This is a genomic window from Acinetobacter sp. LT1 (genome assembly GCF_059800965.1).
This window is the reverse complement of the sequence record NZ_JBBAXE010000001.1, coordinates 146,448-167,682: the sequence shown is the minus strand read 5'-3', so window position 1 is coordinate 167,682 and position 21,235 is coordinate 146,448. Positions and strand designations below refer to the sequence as shown.

General features: G+C 39.5%; 19 protein-coding genes and 1 pseudogene. 2 read left to right on the top strand and 18 right to left on the bottom strand.

The features are described 5' to 3' along the window. Positions 1-47 precede the first annotated feature (47 nt). The 6 genes and pseudogenes from WBW42_RS00775 to lgt form a co-directional block, all read right to left on the bottom strand. Entirely contained in the window at positions 48-1,103 is a 1,056-nt protein-coding gene (locus tag WBW42_RS00775; protein WP_032056245.1) for a DUF4105 domain-containing protein, read from the bottom strand. A gap of 14 nt (positions 1,104-1,117) precedes the next feature. Continuing rightward, on the bottom strand, positions 1,118-1,627 hold the full coding sequence (locus WBW42_RS00770; protein WP_032056244.1) for a dihydrofolate reductase: 510 nt from the start codon (positions 1,625-1,627) through the stop codon (positions 1,118-1,120). A gap of 44 nt (positions 1,628-1,671) precedes the next feature. Then, positions 1,672-2,514, bottom strand: a complete 843-nt coding sequence (gene thyA, locus WBW42_RS00765) for a thymidylate synthase (RefSeq protein WP_017482022.1) — start codon at positions 2,512-2,514, stop codon at positions 1,672-1,674. 146 nt (positions 2,515-2,660) lie between these two features. Beyond that, positions 2,661-3,048: pseudogene (locus WBW42_RS00760) on the bottom strand (hypothetical protein); the annotation flags it as partial. Between the two features lie 9 nt (positions 3,049-3,057). Continuing rightward, the gene (locus WBW42_RS00755; RefSeq protein WP_032056243.1) at positions 3,058-3,417 is read right to left on the bottom strand and encodes a hypothetical protein; all 360 of its coding nucleotides are present in this window, start codon (positions 3,415-3,417) and stop codon (positions 3,058-3,060) included. Between the two features lie 80 nt (positions 3,418-3,497). Then, a complete protein-coding gene (lgt, locus tag WBW42_RS00750; RefSeq protein ID WP_005066098.1) occupies positions 3,498-4,316 on the bottom strand; it encodes a prolipoprotein diacylglyceryl transferase in 819 nt (272 codons plus the stop codon). A 93-nt stretch (positions 4,317-4,409) separates the two neighbouring features. Between lgt and WBW42_RS00745 the strand changes: the two genes are divergently transcribed. After that, positions 4,410-5,189, top strand: coding sequence for an NRDE family protein (locus WBW42_RS00745; RefSeq protein ID WP_002114777.1), 780 nt, complete (start codon positions 4,410-4,412; stop codon positions 5,187-5,189). A 47-nt stretch (positions 5,190-5,236) separates the two neighbouring features. On the opposite strand, the gene WBW42_RS00740 is transcribed toward WBW42_RS00745, so the two are convergent. From WBW42_RS00740 to WBW42_RS00720, 5 genes are all read right to left on the bottom strand, one after another. Further along, a complete protein-coding gene (locus tag WBW42_RS00740; protein WP_032056241.1) occupies positions 5,237-7,570 on the bottom strand; it encodes a PhoX family protein in 2,334 nt (777 codons plus the stop codon). A gap of 205 nt (positions 7,571-7,775) precedes the next feature. Beyond that, entirely contained in the window at positions 7,776-9,728 is a 1,953-nt protein-coding gene (locus WBW42_RS00735; RefSeq protein ID WP_017482025.1) for a PhoX family protein, read from the bottom strand. A gap of 175 nt (positions 9,729-9,903) precedes the next feature. Further along, complete coding sequence (gene tatC, locus WBW42_RS00730) at positions 9,904-10,674, bottom strand: twin-arginine translocase subunit TatC (RefSeq protein WP_017398798.1); 771 nt, start codon at positions 10,672-10,674, stop codon at positions 9,904-9,906. Continuing rightward, positions 10,671-11,108, bottom strand: coding sequence for a Sec-independent protein translocase protein TatB (tatB, locus tag WBW42_RS00725; RefSeq protein ID WP_002114889.1), 438 nt, complete (start codon positions 11,106-11,108; stop codon positions 10,671-10,673). Before tatB ends, tatC begins: the two co-directional genes overlap by 4 nt. Before the next feature lie 12 nt (positions 11,109-11,120). Beyond that, complete coding sequence (locus tag WBW42_RS00720; protein ID WP_002114991.1) at positions 11,121-11,339, bottom strand: Sec-independent protein translocase subunit TatA; 219 nt, start codon at positions 11,337-11,339, stop codon at positions 11,121-11,123. A gap of 252 nt (positions 11,340-11,591) precedes the next feature. Between WBW42_RS00720 and WBW42_RS00715 the strand changes: the two genes are divergently transcribed. Further along, positions 11,592-12,467: an AEC family transporter gene (locus WBW42_RS00715; protein WP_032056239.1), complete on the top strand. Its 876-nt coding sequence runs from the start codon at positions 11,592-11,594 to the stop codon at positions 12,465-12,467. A gap of 193 nt (positions 12,468-12,660) precedes the next feature. On the opposite strand, the gene rdgB is transcribed toward WBW42_RS00715, so the two are convergent. The 7 genes from rdgB to WBW42_RS00680 form a co-directional block, all read right to left on the bottom strand. Beyond that, the gene (rdgB, locus tag WBW42_RS00710; protein WP_017482027.1) at positions 12,661-13,287 is read right to left on the bottom strand and encodes an RdgB/HAM1 family non-canonical purine NTP pyrophosphatase; all 627 of its coding nucleotides are present in this window, start codon (positions 13,285-13,287) and stop codon (positions 12,661-12,663) included. A gap of 174 nt (positions 13,288-13,461) precedes the next feature. Next, on the bottom strand, positions 13,462-14,049 hold the full coding sequence (locus WBW42_RS00705) for a tetratricopeptide repeat protein (RefSeq protein ID WP_005804213.1): 588 nt from the start codon (positions 14,047-14,049) through the stop codon (positions 13,462-13,464). Next, positions 14,046-14,639: a methionine biosynthesis protein MetW gene (metW, locus tag WBW42_RS00700; protein WP_001217230.1), complete on the bottom strand. Its 594-nt coding sequence runs from the start codon at positions 14,637-14,639 to the stop codon at positions 14,046-14,048. The genes WBW42_RS00705 and metW overlap by 4 nt, the downstream gene beginning before the upstream one ends. Beyond that, entirely contained in the window at positions 14,639-15,799 is a 1,161-nt protein-coding gene (metX, locus tag WBW42_RS00695) for a homoserine O-succinyltransferase MetX (RefSeq protein ID WP_017482028.1), read from the bottom strand. Before metX ends, metW begins: the two co-directional genes overlap by 1 nt. Before the next feature lie 83 nt (positions 15,800-15,882). Beyond that, on the bottom strand, positions 15,883-17,580 hold the full coding sequence (gene leuA / locus WBW42_RS00690) for a 2-isopropylmalate synthase (protein WP_005066113.1): 1,698 nt from the start codon (positions 17,578-17,580) through the stop codon (positions 15,883-15,885). Between the two features lie 458 nt (positions 17,581-18,038). After that, complete coding sequence (locus tag WBW42_RS00685; protein WP_002114934.1) at positions 18,039-18,722, bottom strand: Fe2+-dependent dioxygenase; 684 nt, start codon at positions 18,720-18,722, stop codon at positions 18,039-18,041. Positions 18,723-18,827: 105 nt separating this feature from the next. Continuing rightward, positions 18,828-21,116 (bottom strand): TonB-dependent receptor, encoded by a 2,289-nt coding sequence (locus WBW42_RS00680; protein ID WP_002115056.1) that lies wholly within the window; start codon positions 21,114-21,116, stop codon positions 18,828-18,830. Positions 21,117-21,235: the final 119 nt, after the last annotated feature.

Sequence of the window (21,235 nt, the reverse complement as noted above, 5' to 3'; positions counted from 1 at the left end):
CAAAGTAAAGCATGTATAAAAAAGTAAAGAAAAGTGCATTACTTATTTCATTTAGCTTTAGGTAAACCTTGTCGAACGATTTGAGAGAAGTGTTCACTACTCTGATCTGAGAGCTGTTCAAAATTTTCAGTTCTTGGGTTGATATGCGCAATTTGATACCACTGTTTTAAACTGATATTCTGATTAAGTGCTTTAAGGTCATATAAATAATTAGGTAAGTAACCCGAAGCGATTAGACGATAATCTTTAGGAAGTTCATAGGGGTTAATTGCTTGAACCATATCAAAAATTAAAGTTGTACAGTTACTCGTAAGTGTGTTGTACCACTCAGGCTTTTTGCGTAGCTCATCCGATTTCTTAAGATATTCTAAAAATAGCGCTTTTTGCTCGCTACGCGGCATATTGACTGGGAAATTATAAACCTGCTCTTTACGGATGTTGCTACGCGTATAGACAATATCTTTCTCATCAGAAGCAATTAAGCTCAGTTCATATTTTCTAAAAAAACCGCCAATTGCCGAAAACTCTTCAGTTTTTTCTTTACGAATCTCGATTGAGAAGACTAGTGGTTGTTGGTGTGCAAACTCAAAACTTACAAGTGTATGAGCAATTTGTGGTCCCATCCAGTAAGAAGTAATGATATTTACTCCATTTAACTGGTTGAGGTCAAAAGTGCGGGTTTCCCATCGCACATCATAGGTTCCGTCAGGATGCCAGTTGAAGTTACGAACATTGTGCAAAGTGATCACATCGCCGTGCTTTTCGTAACTCAGTATATTGGCAACTTCAGGGTTCCAGTCTCGATCTTGACGTGCAGTAATCGAAAAATACCAAACAAGAGAGCAGGCAAACGCTAAAAGATAAATCAGGATATCGGTACGGCGGCTAATAATATGACCTTCAACATATAAGCCAGCCATGCTGAGTGCAAAAGCAATCCAGATGCCAATGAGTATGCGGCTGCCTAACCAGCCAAAAGGTTGTTGGACCCAAAGCGCTACGCATACCCAAATGCTAGAGAACACAATAAACAGCGTGAATAAACTATGTAATAGCCCAAAAAGTAGAGCAATAATAAATTCACGTGTTCCGATATTGTGCATAGGCATCCATAAAATTATTTTTTATAAGTAGCAAACTCGAATGAAGTTCCTGATTTTTCATCAACATGCTGTTCACTTGCGGTTTTATGAAACTCACTCGGTATTGTTGGATAATGTGCATCACCTTGTACATCTAAGTCAACATGAGTGAGCTCAAGACGGTCTGCAATCGACAAGGTTTGCTTAAAGATTTCACCACCACCAATAATGAACAAAGCTTGTTTTTCGGTATTCTTTACATCTTCTAAAGCTGCATTTAAGGCATCTTCAATTGAATACGCAACTTTAACACCGTCAAACTGCCAGTTAATGTCACGGGTAATCACCCAATTCACACGGTTTGGTAGAGCACGGCCCATAGACTCAAGGGTTTTACGGCCCATCACGACCACGCCACCTTGTGTGATTTCTTTAAAATGTTTTAAGTCGGCAGAAATATGCCATGGCAACGCATTGCCTTTACCAATACAGTGGTTTTTGTCCATTGCCACAACTTGGACAACTTCTACATTTTGCCATGCCATAATCTTATTCTCTAAACCGTAATCTAATGAAATTTAAGCCTTAGTTATACTGCAACTGGTGCTTTAATTGCCGGATGTGACTCGTAACCTACAATCTCGATATCTTCAAATTTGAAATCAAATAAGTCAGTTATTTCTGGATTTAGTTTCAATTGGCATAACGGTAAAGGCTCACGTGTCAATTGAAGTTTAGCTTGTTCAAAATGGTTGGCATAAAGATGTGTATCACCACCAGTCCAGACAAAATCACCTACACCTAAACCGCACACTTGAGCAATCATATGGGTGAGTAGAGCATAACTCGCAATATTAAAAGGCACGCCTAAGAACACGTCAGCACTACGTTGATAAAGCTGGCATGACAACTTGTTGTCTTGTACGAAAAACTGGAAGAGCGTATGGCAAGGCGGTAAGGCAACTTGTCCAGCTTCATTTGGGTTCCAGCCAGAAACAATTAAACGGCGTGAATTTGGATTGGTTTTAATTTCATTAATTAACCATTTAATCTGGTCAAAACCATCTTGGTTATAAGAGCCGTCTGCATTTTTAGTTGCGCCGAAATTACGCCATTGATGACCATAGACTGGTCCAAGTTCATGCTCTGGACGGCCAAAGCGAGCAGTTTGTTCTGCTGTTGCCCATTCGTCCCAAATTGAAACTTTATTGTCTTTTAGGTATTGGACGTTAGTGTCGCCTTTTAAAAACCAAAGCAACTCAATCACAATCGAGCGGAAGTGAACTTTTTTGGTAGTGAGTAAAGGAAAACCTTTAGAGAGATCAAAACGCATTTGATGACCAAATACAGAACGGGTTCCTGTGCCTGTACGGTCGCCTTTGTCACCGCCATTATCAAGGATATGTTGTAGTAGGTCTAAATATGCACGCATAACACTCTCGAGTTCGGATTAATTCCATAATATAGAAAGGGGGAGATAGCTCAGAAGATAAATAATTACTCAATAGAGCTGCTTCATCATGAACCACTGAAGATGATACCTGTTGTAGCTCAAGATGAAAATCTAAAATTAGTTCTAAGATATTTTTGCTGAATGTGTTTAGTTAAATCTTTTAGCACGATTTTGATAAATCGAAACAAGAAAAAAGCCAACCAGTACAAAGCCTAAAGCTTGTATGAGATGAATCCATTTATGCTGAAAAGGGAGCAAATACATCAAAATAATAATGATCAAAATAGGATAGATTTTGATTAAAACTCCCAAGCTTGATTTGCCTGATGTGTTGTTTGAAAGTTTGGTATTCAAGTAATGCTCAATATGTAAACCAAATCCGAAAATAAGGCTGAGTATTGTATAAATAGGAGGTAAGGGCTGAACTTGATTAGCAGCATAAACTGCAACACAAACAACGATAATGAAGATAAGTTTGATGTGACGTGGTGCGTTGTACCAATAAGCCAACATATATTGAGCCTAATTATTAAAAAGTGATTGAGGTGAAAAAATAAAAGCAGCAAGTGCCATAAAAGCGATTCCTTGCACACCCCAGATCAGCAAGTTCGGCATTGTTTTAACAAAAATAAGTGCAAATAAAAGAGCGATAGGTATCCACGTCAGCAGGCGATAAAGTAGGCCAGTTGGATTTTTTTGAGCAAAATGCAATTTAAAATAGCGACAGATTAAAAAAATAACCCCAGTTCCTGTAAACATTAGAATGGTATCTAAAGGCAGTGGTTGGTACTGATATAACCCAATACAGATCAACAGTGTAATAATTAAAATTACTAATTTTTTAAATGTCGGGACTTGAGTGTTAAACCAGAATTCCAGCATGTCGTATCTTCATTTTTAGGAGAGTAAAAACTGTAGCATAAAAAAGAAAAGAGGAGCCGAAACTCCTCTGATTTATCATATTAACTGTTCTTTTGTGGGCCCCAGTCATAAATTTTCTTTTGGTAGGCATACCACATCATCCAAAGGCCAATTAATAGCATTGGAACGGTGAGGATCTGACCTTTAGTCATCCAGCCAAATAAAATGAAACCTTGGTCGGCATCTGGTTGACGGAAAAATTCCATTACGAAGCGTGCAACACCGTAGCCCATTAAAAATAGGGCAGAAACCGCCATGCGTGGACGTGGTTTTGAACTAAACCACCACAAGACAATAAATAGGATTAAGCCTTCACAAATTGCTTGATAAATTTGTGATGGATGGCGTACCAGTTGTAATGGATCAGTTGGGAAGATCATACCAAATGGATAATTTGGGTCGGTTACCGCACGACCGTATAGCTCTCCACCAATAAAGTTACCAAAGCGCCCAAACATTAAGCCAGTCGGTACACATGGGGCAATAAAGTCGAGGGTTTGGAACCATGTTTTTTGATATTTTTTACACCAAAATAACATCGCAATCATGACGCCTAAGAAGCCGCCATGGAAACTCATACCGCCTGTCCAGACTTGGAATAGCCAAATCGGATTTTCAAGGAATTTATCAAACTCATAGAAAAGGACGTAGCCGACACGACCGCCCAGAACGACACCTAAAGCACCGTAAAACACCAGATCGGAAACCATTTCTGATGTCCAGCCATCACGCTGTTTGGCACGGTAGGAAGCAAGCCCCCAAGCACATAAAAATGCCAATAAATACATGAGTCCATACCAATGGACTTGAAGAGGTCCTAGATGTATTGCGACCGGATCGATATTAGGATAGGTCAGCATTGCTGCTCCTTGATCTTACGTTTTGACAGATTGTAGCGGAATGATGTGAAAAATGTTGTACATTCAATGTGTAAAGATAGGGAATAAGAAAAGATGTGTATTGTGGCTTTAGCATGGCATGTTCTGGATGATATGCCCTTATGTCTTATGTCAAATCGGGATGAGTTCTATCATCGACCAACAGCATTGTTACATCAGTGGCAACATACACCGATTATTGCTGGGCAAGATTTACAGTCGGGTGGTACTTGGATGGGCGTTACACCTCAAGGCCGATGGGCTGTCTTGACCAATTTTCGTGATGGACGAGATCAGAAATCATATGAAACCTCTCGGGGGCATTTAGTTCAGGCTTTTTTAGAGTCAGATTTATTGCCGATTCGATTTGCTCAACAATTAGAACAGCAGCAACAGAACTTCGCTGGCTTTAACCTGTTTATGGGAAATGCTGATCAAGCGGTTTATATGAGTAACCGTGGTGAAGCCCCGCAAGTATTAGCCAATGGTGTTTATGTGGTTTCAAATGGTTTGATGTCTGAACATTGGGAAAAAACCAGACATTTAAGAACACGTTTTACGCAAGAGTTTTTGCCTATGCTTCAGCACCAGACGGAAGAGTTAACTTTGCAACATGCTGCATGGGATATTCTTGAAGATGAACGTAAGGTCACAACGGCATTATTACCCAATACGGGCATTCAGCCAGAAATGGAAGAGTTATTATCATCGACTTTTATTCAAAGCCCTGTGTATGGCACACGTTGTTCAAATTTTTTAAGAATGACCAATAACGAATGGCTTTGGTTGGAAAAGACCCAACAAGGCGAGCATAGTGGGCAAATTGTTCAGCAACAGGTTCTCTTAAATCGATGATAATAAAAATGCCGATCAATTGACCGGCATTTTTAATCATCTAAGAATTAACCCACGATCACACCGCCATCTTTACGGGTAATCACAACAGTTGCTGAGCGTGGACGCGCAGTTTTGTTGCTTGGATCTTTCTGGGTTGCTGGCCAGTTACTTTCTGGTGTCGAGTAACTTGCAGAATCTTCGCCAGGGTGTTGAACATTAATGAAAATTGCTTTGTAGTCAGGTGTCATCGCAATACCTGTAATCTCACATTGCTTAGGTCCCACCAAGAAACGGCGCAAAGTTGAGTCTGTAACTTTAGCACCGACTAAAGTTTGCTGACCATTTGAGGTAGTTGCAGGAGCACCATCTCCAATCTGGCCTGGTAGCGCAGCAAGCATCATACAGTTAGTGACATCAGTATATGCGCCATCATCTGTTTGAATCCAAAGTACGCCACGTGGGTCGAACCACATACCATCTGGAGATGACAAATCATTGTTGTCTGTTAAACCAGATAGGTTGATGTTTGAAGCCATAGATGCTTCTGCACCAAATAGGTAAATATCCCATTTGAAGGTTTCAGCAGTCGTTTTGTCATCAGTTTCTTTAAAACGGATAATATGACCGTTAACGTTACCCTTTTGCTCTTTAGTGCCGTTGTAGAGGTCTGTGTAGTTACGTGGGTTTGCAGCATCGGTCGCGTAATCTTTACCACGATTTGAGTTATTGGTTAGGGTGACATAGACCTCGCCGTTTACTGGGTTGACCGTACACCATTCTGGGCGGTCCATTTTTGTAGCACCGACTGCATCGGCGGCTAAACGTGCAAATGTGACAACGTCAGCTTGAGATTTAAATGGGTAGGTCGTGTTGCTTTCATTTAAGCCATTTTTGCCATAAGCAAGTTCAATCCATTGACCTGAACCATCGTTATTAAACTTGGCAACATACAATTTACCTGCGTTCATGTATTTGTCGCCAACTGCATAACCGCCATTTATATCTTTAGCATCCCACACTGCGGTAGAGACGAATTTATAGATGTACTCACCGCGAGAATCATCGCCCATATAAAATGCTAATGGTTGACCTACAACGGCACGGCAAGCACTGTCTTCATGTGCAAAACGACCAAGTGAAGTACGTTTAACTGGGTTTTGACGTCTATCAAATGGATCAATCTCGACCATCCATCCGAATGTATTTGGACCGTTGCGGTAGTCTTGGGTAGCTTGTGCAGCTTTTACGTCGGCATTCCAGCGGTCATATAAGTCTTGTGACTCTACTTGACCAATCGCAGTTTCCCAACCGTAACGAGAACTTGCACCTAAATAAATTTGTCGTCCTTGTTCATCAACGTTAGGGATTAACTCACCATTTTTATCTTTTTCATAAATGATTTTGCCCTCGGTATCTTTTTTAGGGGCACCTTTCTCATCTTTCTCATAACGATAGAGCTCATCTTTTTTAACACCTAACCCATAACGCTTTAATGCAATTTTTTCTGCATCTGTACGTGCATATTCATCGCTACCTGAACGTTGGAAATAACCAATAAAGTTTTCTTCCGTGGTTAAGTATGTGCCCCAAGGTGTATAACCATTACCGCAGTTATTATGGGTACCGCGAGTTTTACGTGCATTAGGGGAGAAGCGAGTTGCGAGTAAGCCAGAACCAGCTGCTGCACCTTCAAAATCCATCTCTGTTGATGCTGTAATACGACGGTTAAAAGCAGAACTTTTATCAATTGTTACTTGTTGAGTTGTTGGGTCTTTTTTAATGTGAACAATAGAAACGCCATGCGCATTGGTTTCACGAATGACTTCATCTTCAGGACGACGTCCATCAACTCTTGTTGGACCTTTTGGGTGAAGGAAGGTCTGGTTGATATATTCGTGATTCATGACTAACAAACCTTCAGCTGAAACACTTTCGTCAAAGCGGTTTGTTGAAGTATTTAAGCCAAAATAATGCATACCATCATGGCAGTCGCCAGAGCGAAACTGGAAGCTTGGACCAGATGGAATATTATTGTCGTCCCAATCTCCAACTTTTGGATTGATTGAGTCACCTAAAGCATAGATAACATTCGCTTCATAACCTTCAGGTACAGTCACAATATCATTATGGTTTTTCGCAACTGCGGTAAAAGTTAATTTTTCTGGTTTTTTATTTGGGTCTACAGGTGTGGTTCCACCGTTGTTAGAACCTGAATCATCATCGCTATCATTACAGCCTGTTAATGTAGAGGCTAAAGTTAACGCTACAGCACCACTTGCTGCTTTAGTAATTAAACTACGGCGACTGATGTGTTGTTCTAAAATGTCACGAAAGTGGATGTTGTCAGAAGTATTATTGTCCAGTTCTTGGTCTTCATGATATGGCGACAGCTCTGTCATGGGGAATTCCTAAGTAAATAAAGAGATTGTTCTAAAATTCTTCATGAGCTTAGTTTGTGAATGTGACGAGGTGTTGACGTTTTGATGATAAGTTAATGAAAAGTTCTGTAATTTTTCATTTAATTTTCATAAAAAGTAAAAGTTGAATGTAAAAATATTAAAGCTGACCTTAGCCAGCTTTAATATTTAAAGAGGTTATGAAAAATTATTTAGTTGTGACTGAAGGGGCAATTGGGTCTGCTGTAATATAGCCGACGTTAGCACTATAACCATTGTTGTAATTTTGGTTAATTAATGCCTTAACATCCTCAGGTACACTACTACTGTCGCCTGGATGTTGGAAGTTGCTCATGATGTAAGTCCAACCGTTGATTGAATCTACAGCATGTAAACCTGTTGACTCTGCACCTGCAGGTGTAGAAAGCAGTCGTGTTAACTCTTTGGTATCTACATTGTATGCCCACAAGAAGTTGTTCACGTGGTTACCTGAGTCTTCACCAATGAATAATGTGCGTAAAGTTTCGGAGAACTTCAGATTGTCTGGGCTAGCAATTTTGTCTGGATTCGCTGTATTACCTAAACTATCTTTCGCAGCAAGATCTTCACCCATGAGTAGCATATATGAGTAAAGAGGAACCCACTCGCTATTGATTGCGCTACCTTCGTTGTCTGTAAAGCTATTACCTAACTTGTGTGCAAGCACGCCACCAGCAGTAATCTTTTTAGAGAACGCTACATTATGTTCCGCAACATAACCTTTACCGCCAATGACCATTGAATCTTGAATATTAGCTAAAGCAGAGTAAGCAACTTTATCTTTAATATTTACGTTAGTACCTTCCATCTTGGTGAACGCCATACTTGCACCTTTTAGTGCTGCATAACGATGTGTTTCCAAGAAAGCTGCTGCTTTTTCCATGCCTGGTTTAAGTTTGACCCAGAGCTGTTTCTTTGCCAAAGTGATTTCAGTATAGCTCGCATCATTTGGATTGGTTGTTAAACTTTCCATGATGTCAGTTGACTTAATCCCACCAGCAACTAAATCCTCAATTTCTTTACTTGTCGCATGGCCAAGTTTGATCCATTGAATGCTAGCAGTTGAGGTTTCAGTTAGAGTATTGATGTATTTAGCAACATATAGTGTCCCTGCTGATAAATCTTTTTCTTTATCTGCAACGAACATGAAGAAGCCACCGTTGGTGTAGTCATCTCCCATAAGTGCTGTACGGTTGTCTGGCATAACATGGATAAGTTCGTGAGAAATACGCCCTAAACAATAGTGCTTTTTAATGCTACCTGTACCATCAAGGTTAACCGTTACTTCTGGCAAATGACCGTAGTTATATGGATTTGCTTTAGTTTCGTCACCAAAGAAGTATTTACCAAGATATTTTGGATCTGTACCGCCAATGCCTTGATTGAATGCATCTGGCTCGTATTCTTCACTTGATAAGTGAGTGTTCCAAGGCGATAAACTTGCACCACAAGTGATCCATAAGCCATGAACAGGAGCAGTATCAACATTGAAGTATTTTTTAAGTTCTAAGTGACCTGTTTTTTGGTCTTGATCTAAAGTTAAAATGGCAATTGGTGAAGGTAATTGACCGTAAGTATCACCACCTGCTTGGTCTTTAGAGTTGTATTCAAATTGAACGACATGGAACACTGGGTTTGCTACGCCTTCAACTTTCGCACCTTCTAATTGAATTAGAGATGAACCATCTGGACAGTCTGAAAAGAATTGACGTTCTTTACCAGCAACTGACTTATCCATAATAGGATTGCCATTAACATCAAAATAACCACCCGCAATAATCGTCCCACCACCAAGTTTTGGTACGCTATCACCAGTTTTAAAGAAAGGTTTATAAGCGAGTTGGTATTCAGTACTGGTTGAATTTTCCCAATCAATTTTTAATTTAGAATTCACTACAGTTGTTGCACGGTCTGCCGCAGTTGTTGGCGCTGGCATTGCTGTGAATTTTGCATTTTTAAATTTGCTTGGTTGTGGTGTGGGAGTGACTACTGAGCTGTCATCACTATCATTACAACCTGCTAATGTTGCTGCCGTAGCCATCGCTCCTAATGGTAGAAAAGGAATCCCCGAAAACCATTTTAAAATTTCGCGACGCGTTGGTTGAGTAGAAGCAGTTGTCATAAGAAATCCGTAAATTTTGTGGGTATATTTGTTGAGTTGATTCTATGGACTGAAAATGACACTTTTCTTACATTTTTAAGTCACTTTGAAGACAGTTTATTGCTTTGTAGATTAAAAAGTGTTCTACATAAAAAAGCCTGAACTTGTAGGTCCAGGCTTTTCCTTAGAAATCATTTTATTCAGCAGAGTGGGCTTTTCTTTTCTCAAGAATTTTACCGAAGAGGAGGCCAAGTTCGAAAAGCAACCACATTGGAATTGCTAACATCACCATTGAAATTGCATCTGGCGGTGTAATAAACATCGCTACAAAAAAACATCCAACAATAATAAAACGTCTTTTTTCAGCAAGGCTTTTTGTATTTACCACACCGATTAAAATAAGGAGAAGCGTAGCGATTGGAATTTCAAAAGTCAGTCCAAATACTAAAAATAACTTTAAGCAGAAGCTTAGGTAGCTATTAATATCCGTCATCGGTGCAACAGTTTCAGGCGATACACTAATAAAGAAATGTAAAATTGCCGGAAGAGTAATGTAATATGCAAAAGCAACACCCGCATAAAACAAGACAATACTACCGATGAGTAATGGTAGTGCTAAATGACGTTCTTTTTGATACAGCGCTGGACGAACAAATGACCAGATTTCATACAGAATAAATGGCATTGCCAGCACAAGTGCGACAAATAAATTGAGTTTAAAAGGCGCCATGAATGTTGCAGTGACATCGGTTGCAATCATTGACGAGGAGGTTGGAAGTTGCAGCCTCAAAGGTTCGGATAGTAATTGGTAAGTATTATTTCTAAATGGTAATAAGCAAAAAAATAAAAATAAGGTTACTCCGACAATCCTAAATAAATGACGTCGTAAAACGACCAAATGGCTCATGATTGGCATTTGGTCTAAATTTTCCTGATTATTTACAGTGGTTGAAGGCAGTTGGTTCATACGGCAATCTTCAATTTAACAGGTGATGTCTCTGAAATATCAGTTGATGATGCTAAAGGCATAAATTTTCTAATGTATGGCACTTTATAATGGCCTGATATAGGAAGACATATCCGAATAGGTTGGGGCACTGATTTGGTTGCCTCAGCCTTATCTATATTTTCAGAAATATTCTGCTTTTGAATTTCTTCAAGCTGTTGTTGTACTTTACGTTCTAGTGCTTCAATGCGGTTGAGTTCTTCTTGCATTTCTTTTCGAAACTCAGAAAGACGCAACTCTTGATCAATCTCATTTTGCAAATTGGTAATATAACGTTTTAGGCGAACATACCAACGACCAGCAAAGCGTGCAGCTTCTGGAAGTTTATCTGGACCTAAAACTAAAATTGCAATAATTGCAAAACAGAGTAGCTCTGTCATTCCTACATCAAGCATGGTCGAAAACCTTTAGCTTTTTACTGATGTGCTGTCAGGTGTTTTGACTTGGGCATCAATTGTACGTGGAGTATTAAGAGCAGTGGTCTCATCTTCTTCACGAACTGATTTTTTAAAGTCTTTTACTGCACCGCCTACGTCTTTACCGATATTTTTTAATTTAGACGTACCGAATAATAAAATAACGACAATTGCAAAAATAACGACATGCCAAATAGATAAACCGGCCATGATCTTATACCTCTTTTCAGTTTGCTTTATATCAACAGGTTGCCATGACAGGAATGTGACATTTATATGTCATTTTTAAGACAATGAATGACTGTCAAAACCTAAAAAGTTCATTTTATAAACTGAATATCTTGTTTTTTTATTTATACATAGTTTGAAAAGAGTCACTTAAATTACTTGAAATGGAGAGTACATTTCATTTTGAAAAGGTGTAGCATAGCAAGCTGGTTTTGATGAGCAAATGGAGAGAATGTGGCGTTATTATTGCCAATATTGGCATTTATCACTGGACTTTTACTTGCTCAGACTTCTCTTTCAGAAACGTTAAAACCTGTTCTTTCAGCTTGGCTTTCCCGTTTATTGATTCCAATTGTTATTATTTACAACATGGTATTTTATCAGCCAGGTAGTTTGAGTTTAATGCTGTTTAGCTTCGGTTCAGCATTTCTTATTTTCTTTGCTTATTTAGCTTTATTTAAAGACAGATTGTTAGCGCTATGCGTAAGTTATACCAACATGGGGTGGCTTGGCTTTCCCTTTGCCATGGCTTTATTTGGCCCTGATGCTACGGCACCTATTGTTGCGCTATATATTGGAGCCTCTCTTTTTGGCAATGCATGGGCTGTTACGGCAGTCACCACTGCACCACAAAGTAAGCTCAACATATTAAAAAAGGTTTTAACTTCTCCACCGTGTATTTCAATATGTTGTGCACTTTTACTTAGGTCGTTAGGTGCTCAACATATCGAGCATCCTGCTATACATTGGGTATATGAAGTTGCCAAGTTTGTCATGACTTTTGCTGGTATGTGTGTGCTGGGAATGTGGCTACGCCGTACCCGAGTGCATTTAAAAGACTTAATTTACAGTACAAAAGCTCAAGCATTTAAAGTAGTGTGCGGGTTTATTCTTTGTGGCTTAACTTATAGATTTTTACCCATTCCAAATATCAGTCAGCAAATTGGAGTGATGTTTTTAATGTTCTGTCTGCCGCCAGCAGCCAATATTGTAGCGCTAGAAACACATTATCAAGGGACGGGAAGATCGGCGGCTTATATTGCCTCAGGGACGATTGTGAGTTGTATTTTTATTGCGATTTATGCGGTATTTTTGCATTTCCCACTATAATTAATTTAAAAATTTTTCCCCTATATCTGCTTGTGCGAAGGCGACATGGATGCCGCCAGTTAGACTGTGGTACATGAACGTACCATCAGTCTAACAAAAGATTTTTGCTTACTTTTTCATCTTTGAAAAGTAAGGTCTGCCTATACAAAGTTTAATATATTCTAACGCTGCATATTGTGGCCATGTGATCAGCTTACTTCTGTAAGCTCTCTCTAAATAACTGCATCGCTTGTCCACGATGACTAATCTTATTCTTATCTTCTTTAGACAACTCAGCGCTAGAAACTTGTAGTTCAGGCAACCAGAACAATGGGTCATAACCAAAGCCATTTTCACCACGTGGCGCTTCTAAAATTTCGCCGTGCCAAATACCTTGGAAAATTTGTGGTAAAGGATCTTCAGCATGAGTGACTAAAGCAAGTACGCACACAAACATACCTTCAATCACTTCACCATTTTTACGGTAGGGTAAAAGGTCATTTAATAATTTGGCATTGTTGGCTGCATCGTCACCATGTTCTCCAGCATAGCGTGCTGAATAAATACCAGGTGCGCCGCCTAAGACTGGTACACAAATACCAGAGTCGTCAGCCATAGCAGGTTTACCTGAAATTTTAGAGGCATGACGAGCTTTAATAATGGCATTTTCAATAAAGCTTAAACCATCTTCAATTGCATCAGGAATATTAAGGCGACCTTGAGGAATAATTTCTACTGGTAAATTAAGCTGTTCAAAAAGTTTTTCAAACTCTGCGACTTTACCTTTGTTATTGCTGGCAAGAACTAAACTGCCCTGATCAAACCAATGTGGGGTAGACATAATAAAACCAAACTTTATAGCTAATATCGAACGTGAGTTATGTTACGTGTTTTTTAAGAGGGGATATAGAGGGAAATAAATAGAATATAAAATGGGACAACCTAAACTAAAGCCACCTTGTAGAGCATACAAGGTGGCTTTAGTCGAGTAAGGTTTTTTACGGATGAACCGTTATTATTGTGCTTGAATCCATTTGTCTGCACGGTCACGCGCTGTACGGATTTGTTCTTGAGTTAAGTTCGCTGCTAGAGCAGTTTTCTTACCTTCAGATAGGCTAATCACTTTATTGTCGAGCATGCCATCACGAGTTGAAAGCTCATACCACTGGTAAGCACCAACGTAGTTTTTCTTTTGCTCTTCCATCATAGCAAGGTTATAGCTTGCACGGTTATCACCATTGCTTGCTGCTTTTTCAAAGTATTTACGAGCCATAGACTCATCTTTTTTAACACCAATACCATCGGCATACATGCGGCCTACGTTTAATTGTGCTGGTGATAAACCTTGATCAGCTGCTGCTTTAAACCATGCGAAAGCTTGTTTGTCATCTTTTGCTACATCTTTACCATATTGATAATGTGTACCAAGATAAAACTGTGCGCCTGCTTGACCAGCTTTTGCTGCTTTCTGAAGATCGTTAATCCCCATTGTTGAAAAACGTGCAGCCTGACTCGCAACCGATTGTGGCTGGGCGATATAATCTGCATGAGCCTGCATACTTAGCAGTCCTGCAAATAGTGTGCTAAATAATGTCTTTTTCATAGTGCACTCACTCGATAAATAGCGACTTCACCAAACAAATTCGGAACATGTTTGCTTAACAGGCTTCCCTGCTGATTTCCATTGACGGCGAGTCGATTAATAATTTGTATCTGATTTTCAGCACATAGTGCTTCGAAATCTTTAAATGTACATAAATGAATGTTGGGGGTGTTATACCACATATATGGTAGAGCATCCGATACAGGCATCATTCCTTTTAATGCAAGAAAAGAGCGAGTCTTCCAATGCGCAAAGTTTGGAAAAGTAATAATTGCCTGTTTACCCACACGCACCATGTCTCTTAATAAAACATCGGGTGCATCTACGGCTTGCAAAGCTTGTGCCATAACCACATAGTCGAAGGACTGGTCTGCAAAGCGGCTTAAGCCGAGATTCAAATCTTGTTGAATAATATTTAACCCGCGACTGACGGCAATTGCAATCTTTTCTTGATCAATTTCTAAACCATAAGCACGAATTTGATGCTTTTGGCTCATATGAGCGAGTAATTCACCGTCACCACACCCTAAATCGAGTACGCTTGAGCCGGGTTTAATCCACTTTTCTGCCAGTTGTTGATCAATACGCATTAGCTTGCCTCCAGTGATGTCGATTTTAAGTGTTCTTCACCGCCTAAGAAAGCGCGCATGGTTTTGACATACAGTGGAATCGGGAATAAGAACGAGTCATGTCCTTGTTCAGCATCAATGTCGAGATAACTTACTGGCTTATGATTGGTAATAAGTGCATCTACAATTTCTTGTGAGCGGCTTGGTGCAAAACGCCAGTCAGTTGTGAACGAGACAATCAAGAACTGGCATTTAGTTTTACCCATCGCTTCAGTTAAAGAATGACCGTACTCACGAGATGGGTCAAAATAATCTAAAGCTTTAGTCATGATGAGATAGGTATTGGCATCAAAGTTACGGCTGAACTGTTCACCTTGATAACGTAAATAGCTTTCGACTTGAAACTCGACATCAAAACCGTACATAAATTTGCCAGATTTTAAATCACGGCCAAATTTTTGTTTCATGGCTTCTTCTGAAAGATAGGTGATATGACCGACCATGCGAGCCAGAATTAGTCCGCGTTTCGGGTAACTATCATTTTCTAAATAACGGCCATGATGGAAATCTGGATCAGACAAGATTGACTGACGAGCAACCTCATTAAATGCAATATTCTGTGCTGAAAGCTTTGGTGCACTGGCAATAATCACACATTTTTGTAGGCGGTCAGGGTAGTCTACGGACCATTGTAGTGCTTGCATGCCTCCTAATGATCCACCAACCACTGCATACCAGACATTTACACCCAAACGGTCAGAAAGCATGGCCTGAGTTTTAACCCAGTCGCGTACCGTTACTAATGGGAAATCAGGTCCATAAGGGCGATTGTCATTTTCAGGATTTGGTGAGGTCGGGCCAGTTGAGCCATTACAACCACCAATATTATTTAGCGAAACTACAAAAAACTTATTTGTATCGATTGCCTTACCCGGGCCAATACAACTATCCCACCATCCAGCTTTTTTATCATCTTCATGGTGATAACCCGCTGCATGATGATGTCCGGAAAGAGCATGACAGATTAAAATTGCATTTGATTTATCAGCATTTAAAGTGCCGTAAGTTTCGACCATTAGTTCAAAACGTGGCAAAACACGATCACATTCAAGGTGTAATGGTTCTTCAAATTGGAACTTTTGCGGAGTGACTAACCCCACTGAATCAGCTGGAAAAGACACGGGAACATTTCGCCTTTTAAATCTTTCAGGAATAAAAAGAAAGGATACCAAGCTAGGTATCCTTTCCAAAGTCTTTTTTTTAATTAAACAGCGGCGGCAACAACCTGATCTGTACTTAAAACACCTTGATCTATCAAACGGTTGGTACACGCAATAATTGCTTCAATTGATGAGGTGACTGTATTGTCATGAACACCAGCACCAAATGAGCCTTTACCTGTACCTTTTACTTGAAGTTCAATTAAAGTTAAGGCTTTCGCATTTGCACCTGAACTAATACTACGTTCTTCATAGTTCAATACGTCAATTGGTAATTGAAGAGCATTTAAGAATGCAGAAATTGGCCCGTTACCTTCACCACGAAGTTGTTGTGTTTCACCTTCGACATCAATATCAAGTTCGATAATTTGAGTGCCATTAATGTCAGATAACTTGTAGTGTTTGACTGTGTAATGGTGGTTTTTCACATCAACATACGCGTCTTTAAATAAGGTCCAGATTTCTTTAGCGTTAATTTCTGTACCGTTCTCATCAGCATATTGTTGAACAACCTGACTGAATTCGATTTGCAAACGACGTGGTAATACAACGTTGTAGTTCGATTCTAATAAATAAGCGATACCACCTTTACCAGACTGACTATTTACACGAATTACAGCATCGTAGTCACGGCCCAAATCTTTCGGGTCGATTGGTAAGTAAGGCATATCCCAGATTTCTTCGTTTTTCTGGTACTCGAAGCCTTTTTTAATCGCATCTTGATGTGAACCAGAGAATGCAGTAAATACCAAATCACCTGCATATGGATGACGAGGGTGTACAGGTAAACCAGTACATTCTTCAACCGTTGCAATCACTTCATTAATATTAGAAAAATCTAACTCTGGTGCTACACCTTGGGTATACATGTTCAATGCAATAGCTGCAACGTCAACGTTACCTGTACGTTCACCATTACCGAACACACAGCCTTCAACACGGTCAGCACCAGCCATAATGGCAAGTTCTGATGCAGCAATACCACAGCCGCGGTCATTGTGGCAGTGAACAGAAATAATTACACCATCACGACGTGCCAAATTACGATGCATCCATTCAATTTGGTCTGCATAAACATTTGGTGTAGAAACTTCTACAGTCGCTGGCAAGTTTAAAATAACTTTATGATCTGGACGTGCATCCCAGATTTCTGTGACGGCATCACAGACATCTTTAGCGACTTCTAATTCAGTTGCAGAGAAACATTCTGGGCTGTATTGGAAAATCCAGTCTGTTTGAGGATATTGAGCCGCATACTCTTTAACTTTTTGAGCAGCATTAATTGCTAATTGTTTTGCGCCATCAACATCTACATTCAACACCTTTTGACGGAAGGTTGGAGAGTTCGAGTTATAAATATGTACAATCGCTCGTTTAGCACCTGCCAAAGATTCAAAAGTACGTTCAATTAAATGGTCACGTGCTTGAACCAAAACCTCAATGTATACGTCATCAGGAATATGATTTTCTTCGATTAACATGCGAGTAAAATCGAAGTCAATTTGAGATGCAGAAGGGAAACCGATTTCAATATGCTTAAAACCAATTTTCACAAGCATTTTGAACATTTTGAATTTTTGTTCCATGTTCATTGGTTCAAAAATTGCTTGGTTACCGTCACGTAAATCCGTACTCATCCAGATTGGCGCTTTTGTAATTTCGTTATTTGGCCATTGGCGATCTGGTAAATCCACACGCTGGTACATACGGCGGTATTTTTTGCTAGGGTCAGCCAACATCATGAGAAAACTCCTTGTCTCGTAGCGCGGTTGCTCTGGATATATTTAAAAGGCAACGTCTCTACTTAATATATGGTATCTAATTTAGAAAAATTAAAGGGAATTTCAAAGTGCTGCTTTAAAAAGCAGACAAAATTTTTATACGCGCGCTTGGCGCAGCATCAGGAGTTGCAGATGATGTCTTGCTTGAGTAGGCGGGGCAAACAAGTAATTCGTTTTCATCTCTAGACCATGAAATAATAAGTTTGGTGGTTTGCAGGTAATCTTGTTATTTAGATATATCACATCTAAAGAATGATTACACCTTGTGCAAAATTCTTATCATAATTTTAGTTAAGTTGTTTAGAAAATAATTTTCTAATTTTGCGCTGTTTTGTTTTTTGTGGGAAATAATTTTCATATTTTTGCCTTATTAAGGTAAAAAAGATTATCTGCTCTTAAAAAGGCAAAAATAAATATAGTTACAGTTCTGACCACATACGGATTAAATTATGATAAATATTGGTCAGCTTCATGACTTCTGAATAGTTATCGCCGTGTGATTTACGTAGTTCTCGAATGCTCTCATCAAGATTAAATAAAAGATGACGTTTACTATCGTCACGGACCAAACTTTGTACCCAGAAAAAAGAAGCAAAACGAGTACCTGTGGTAATGCTACTGACTTCGTGCAGGCTAGTAGACGGGTAGAGCACGACATCACCTGCCGGTAATTTAACTTCGTGATAACCATAAGTGTCTTCAATCACTAGGTCACCACCTTCATATTCATCTGGTTCACTTAAAAATAATGTGCAAGATAAATCAGTGCGTAGCTGTTCAGAAGTTCCACGGATAAGGCGAATCGAGTTATCTACATGGAAACCAAAGCTTTCATGTTCATCATAACGATTAAAAAGTGGTGGAATAATTTTGTGGGGTAGGGCTGCGGCCTGAAACACTGGATTTTGCCAAATTGCTTTGATGACAAGATCACTTAAATGATGAGTAAGGGGATCTTGTTCTGAGAGTTGCTGATTTCTTTTCACAGAAGCAGACAAGGTGCCGGCAGTCACTTTCCCACCTACCCAATTGGCATCTTCCATGAGCTTACGAAACTCGGCAACTTGCTCTTTGCTTAAAACATTGGGGATATGATGAATCACGGCAAACACCTTTTAAGATATATTCTATTTGTAAAAATAGCCTCATGATGAGGCTATTTTATAGGAAACTAAATGAAATCCATAAAAATATTATGGGATTTAGGATTAATATTTAAAGTTAATTGCTAACACTGCGTTACGACCTTCACCCTCATTTGCATAATGAGCTGCATGGGCACTAGTAAAGTAACGTTTGTCAGAAATATTATTAACATTTAATTGTAGATCTACATTTTCATCAACTTTGTACTGAACCATTGCATTGTAAATAGTGAATGCAGGTAAGATTTTGGTTGAAGTCAATGCGGTATTTGGATTTGTGTTTGCATACACTTGGTCACGGTATTGTGCACCTGCACCTACGGTTAGTTTTGGTAGAACTTTATAAGTGGTCCATAAGCTTGCACTATTTTTTGCAACGAATGGTAGAGGTTTGCCTTCTTGAGCAACAGCATTGTAGGCAGCTTTTTCAACTTCACTATCAAGATAGCTATAACCTACAGCCATTTCCCATTTATCGGTAATATGACCAGTTAAACCAAGCTCAAAACCATCAACTTTACTTTCACCAGCATTAGTTGTGGTGTTTGCATCAACTGCAATACGCGTATTTTGCTTTTCGGTACGGAAAATTGCGGCTGTAACATTCGCGCGATTTTCCCAAAGGCTCCATTTTGTTCCCACTTCGTAAGTACGAGCTTTTTCTGGATCTAAAGCCTGATTCGATGCAGACAGGCCATCAATATCAGCATCCATACCTACTGGGTTAGCAGCGGTAGCATAGCTTGCATAAATACTGCCATGTTCAGTTGGACGGAATACTACGCCAGCTTGATACGAGAAGAAATCAGAGTCATTGGTATACACAGTTCCAGCAGGCGTAGTAGTGTTACCACTTATGTAGTCCTTATTGAACTTTAACTCTGAATCGAATTTATCCCAACGCGCACCTAAATTGAGCAACCAGTATTTATTGAATTCAATGCTATCTAAAGCATAAATTGATACTGTTTCATTGGTTGATGTTCTTTGTTTTGGATTCGTTGTTAATGAACCTAACCATGGGGCATTCCCAGATGGATTTGTTAAACTGGTACACCACCCATCATTATTTTTACACGTATTATCAAAGCCAGTTGTCGTTGTTCCCTTATAACCAGGGTAGATGATGTTATATGAGCCACGTTCAGTCTCTTCACGACTATATTCAGCACCTACATTAAAACTATGTGTAAGCTGACCAGTTTGAAGTTTCCCGGCTAAAGATAGTTGATCTGTGAACGCTTCTGTTTCACGAATAGATTGTGTAACACGGCGCCAAACTTGATTTTTATAAATGTTGCTCTTAGAGTCATCTGGGTTAGTGTAGATATAGTCTGCTTTAGAGCGGCTATAGCTTGCTGTGTTACTAAGTGTTAGATCATCATTAAAGTCATGTTCTAACTTCAATGAGCCAATATGGTTTTCGCGTTTGTCGAAATCACGCGCTTTCCAACCATAATATGCTCCTTGCTTAACAGCGACAGGCTTACCATCTCCTTTTTCTGCACCAGCAGGAACATTTGATTTCGGTGTACCATCATTATTAACAAGGTTTGGGTTATTGAATGGAATACCTGAATCAGGTTCATCATTACTTTTTAAGAAGTAATAGCTTAATGTAGCTCGGTTTGCAGAACCTAAGCCGAGCGCTAGGCTCGGTGCAATACCAACACGAGCGTATTCGGCTCCATTACTTTGACCAGGTTTGTCATTTTCATGGCCCATAACAACAACACGGCCAGCAACACCATTGCCAAAGTCTTTGTTGGCATCAAGCTGAATATGACGGTAGTTGTCTGTACCACCCGCAACAGATCCTTGATAAACATTACCTTCATGGGCAATTTTTGGAATAAGGTTAATGCTGCCACCAATCCCGCTTCCCCCAGTTAAAGCAGAGCTTGAGCCCTTGATGACTTCAACTTGTTCAATCGCAAACATGTCACGAGTTTGAGCTGTTGCATTACGAACACCATCAACATAAATAGAAGATTGGCCGTTATAACCACGAATATAAGGAATATCTGTATATGGAACGCCGCCTTCACCAGCACCAAGTGTAATACCTGGTTCATTGCGTAGAGCTTCGAGTAGGGTATTTGAATTCGTTTCTTGAAGTAGCTTTTGGGAAAGAATTGACACCGATTTTGGCGTATCTTTTAGCGGAGCTACAAATTTCGCGTTCGCAGACTGATCTATTTTCAATGATTCTGCTTGATTTGCTTCAGCATGCACATTAATAGTTTTTAATACTTCAACTTGTTCTTGTGCGATAGCAGCGGTTGCTATCACAGAGAGAGAAGAAGCAATTGCAGACGATACAATTTTCTTGCGGGTTTTGATGAAAGACATAATTTCAGGACTTTAAATCATAAAGGTTATGCGAATAATAATAATTCTTATTTATATGTACAGTTTGTGTTAATTGGATTTGTCGATAGAATTGTGAAGGAAATGTGAAAGGTTGGATG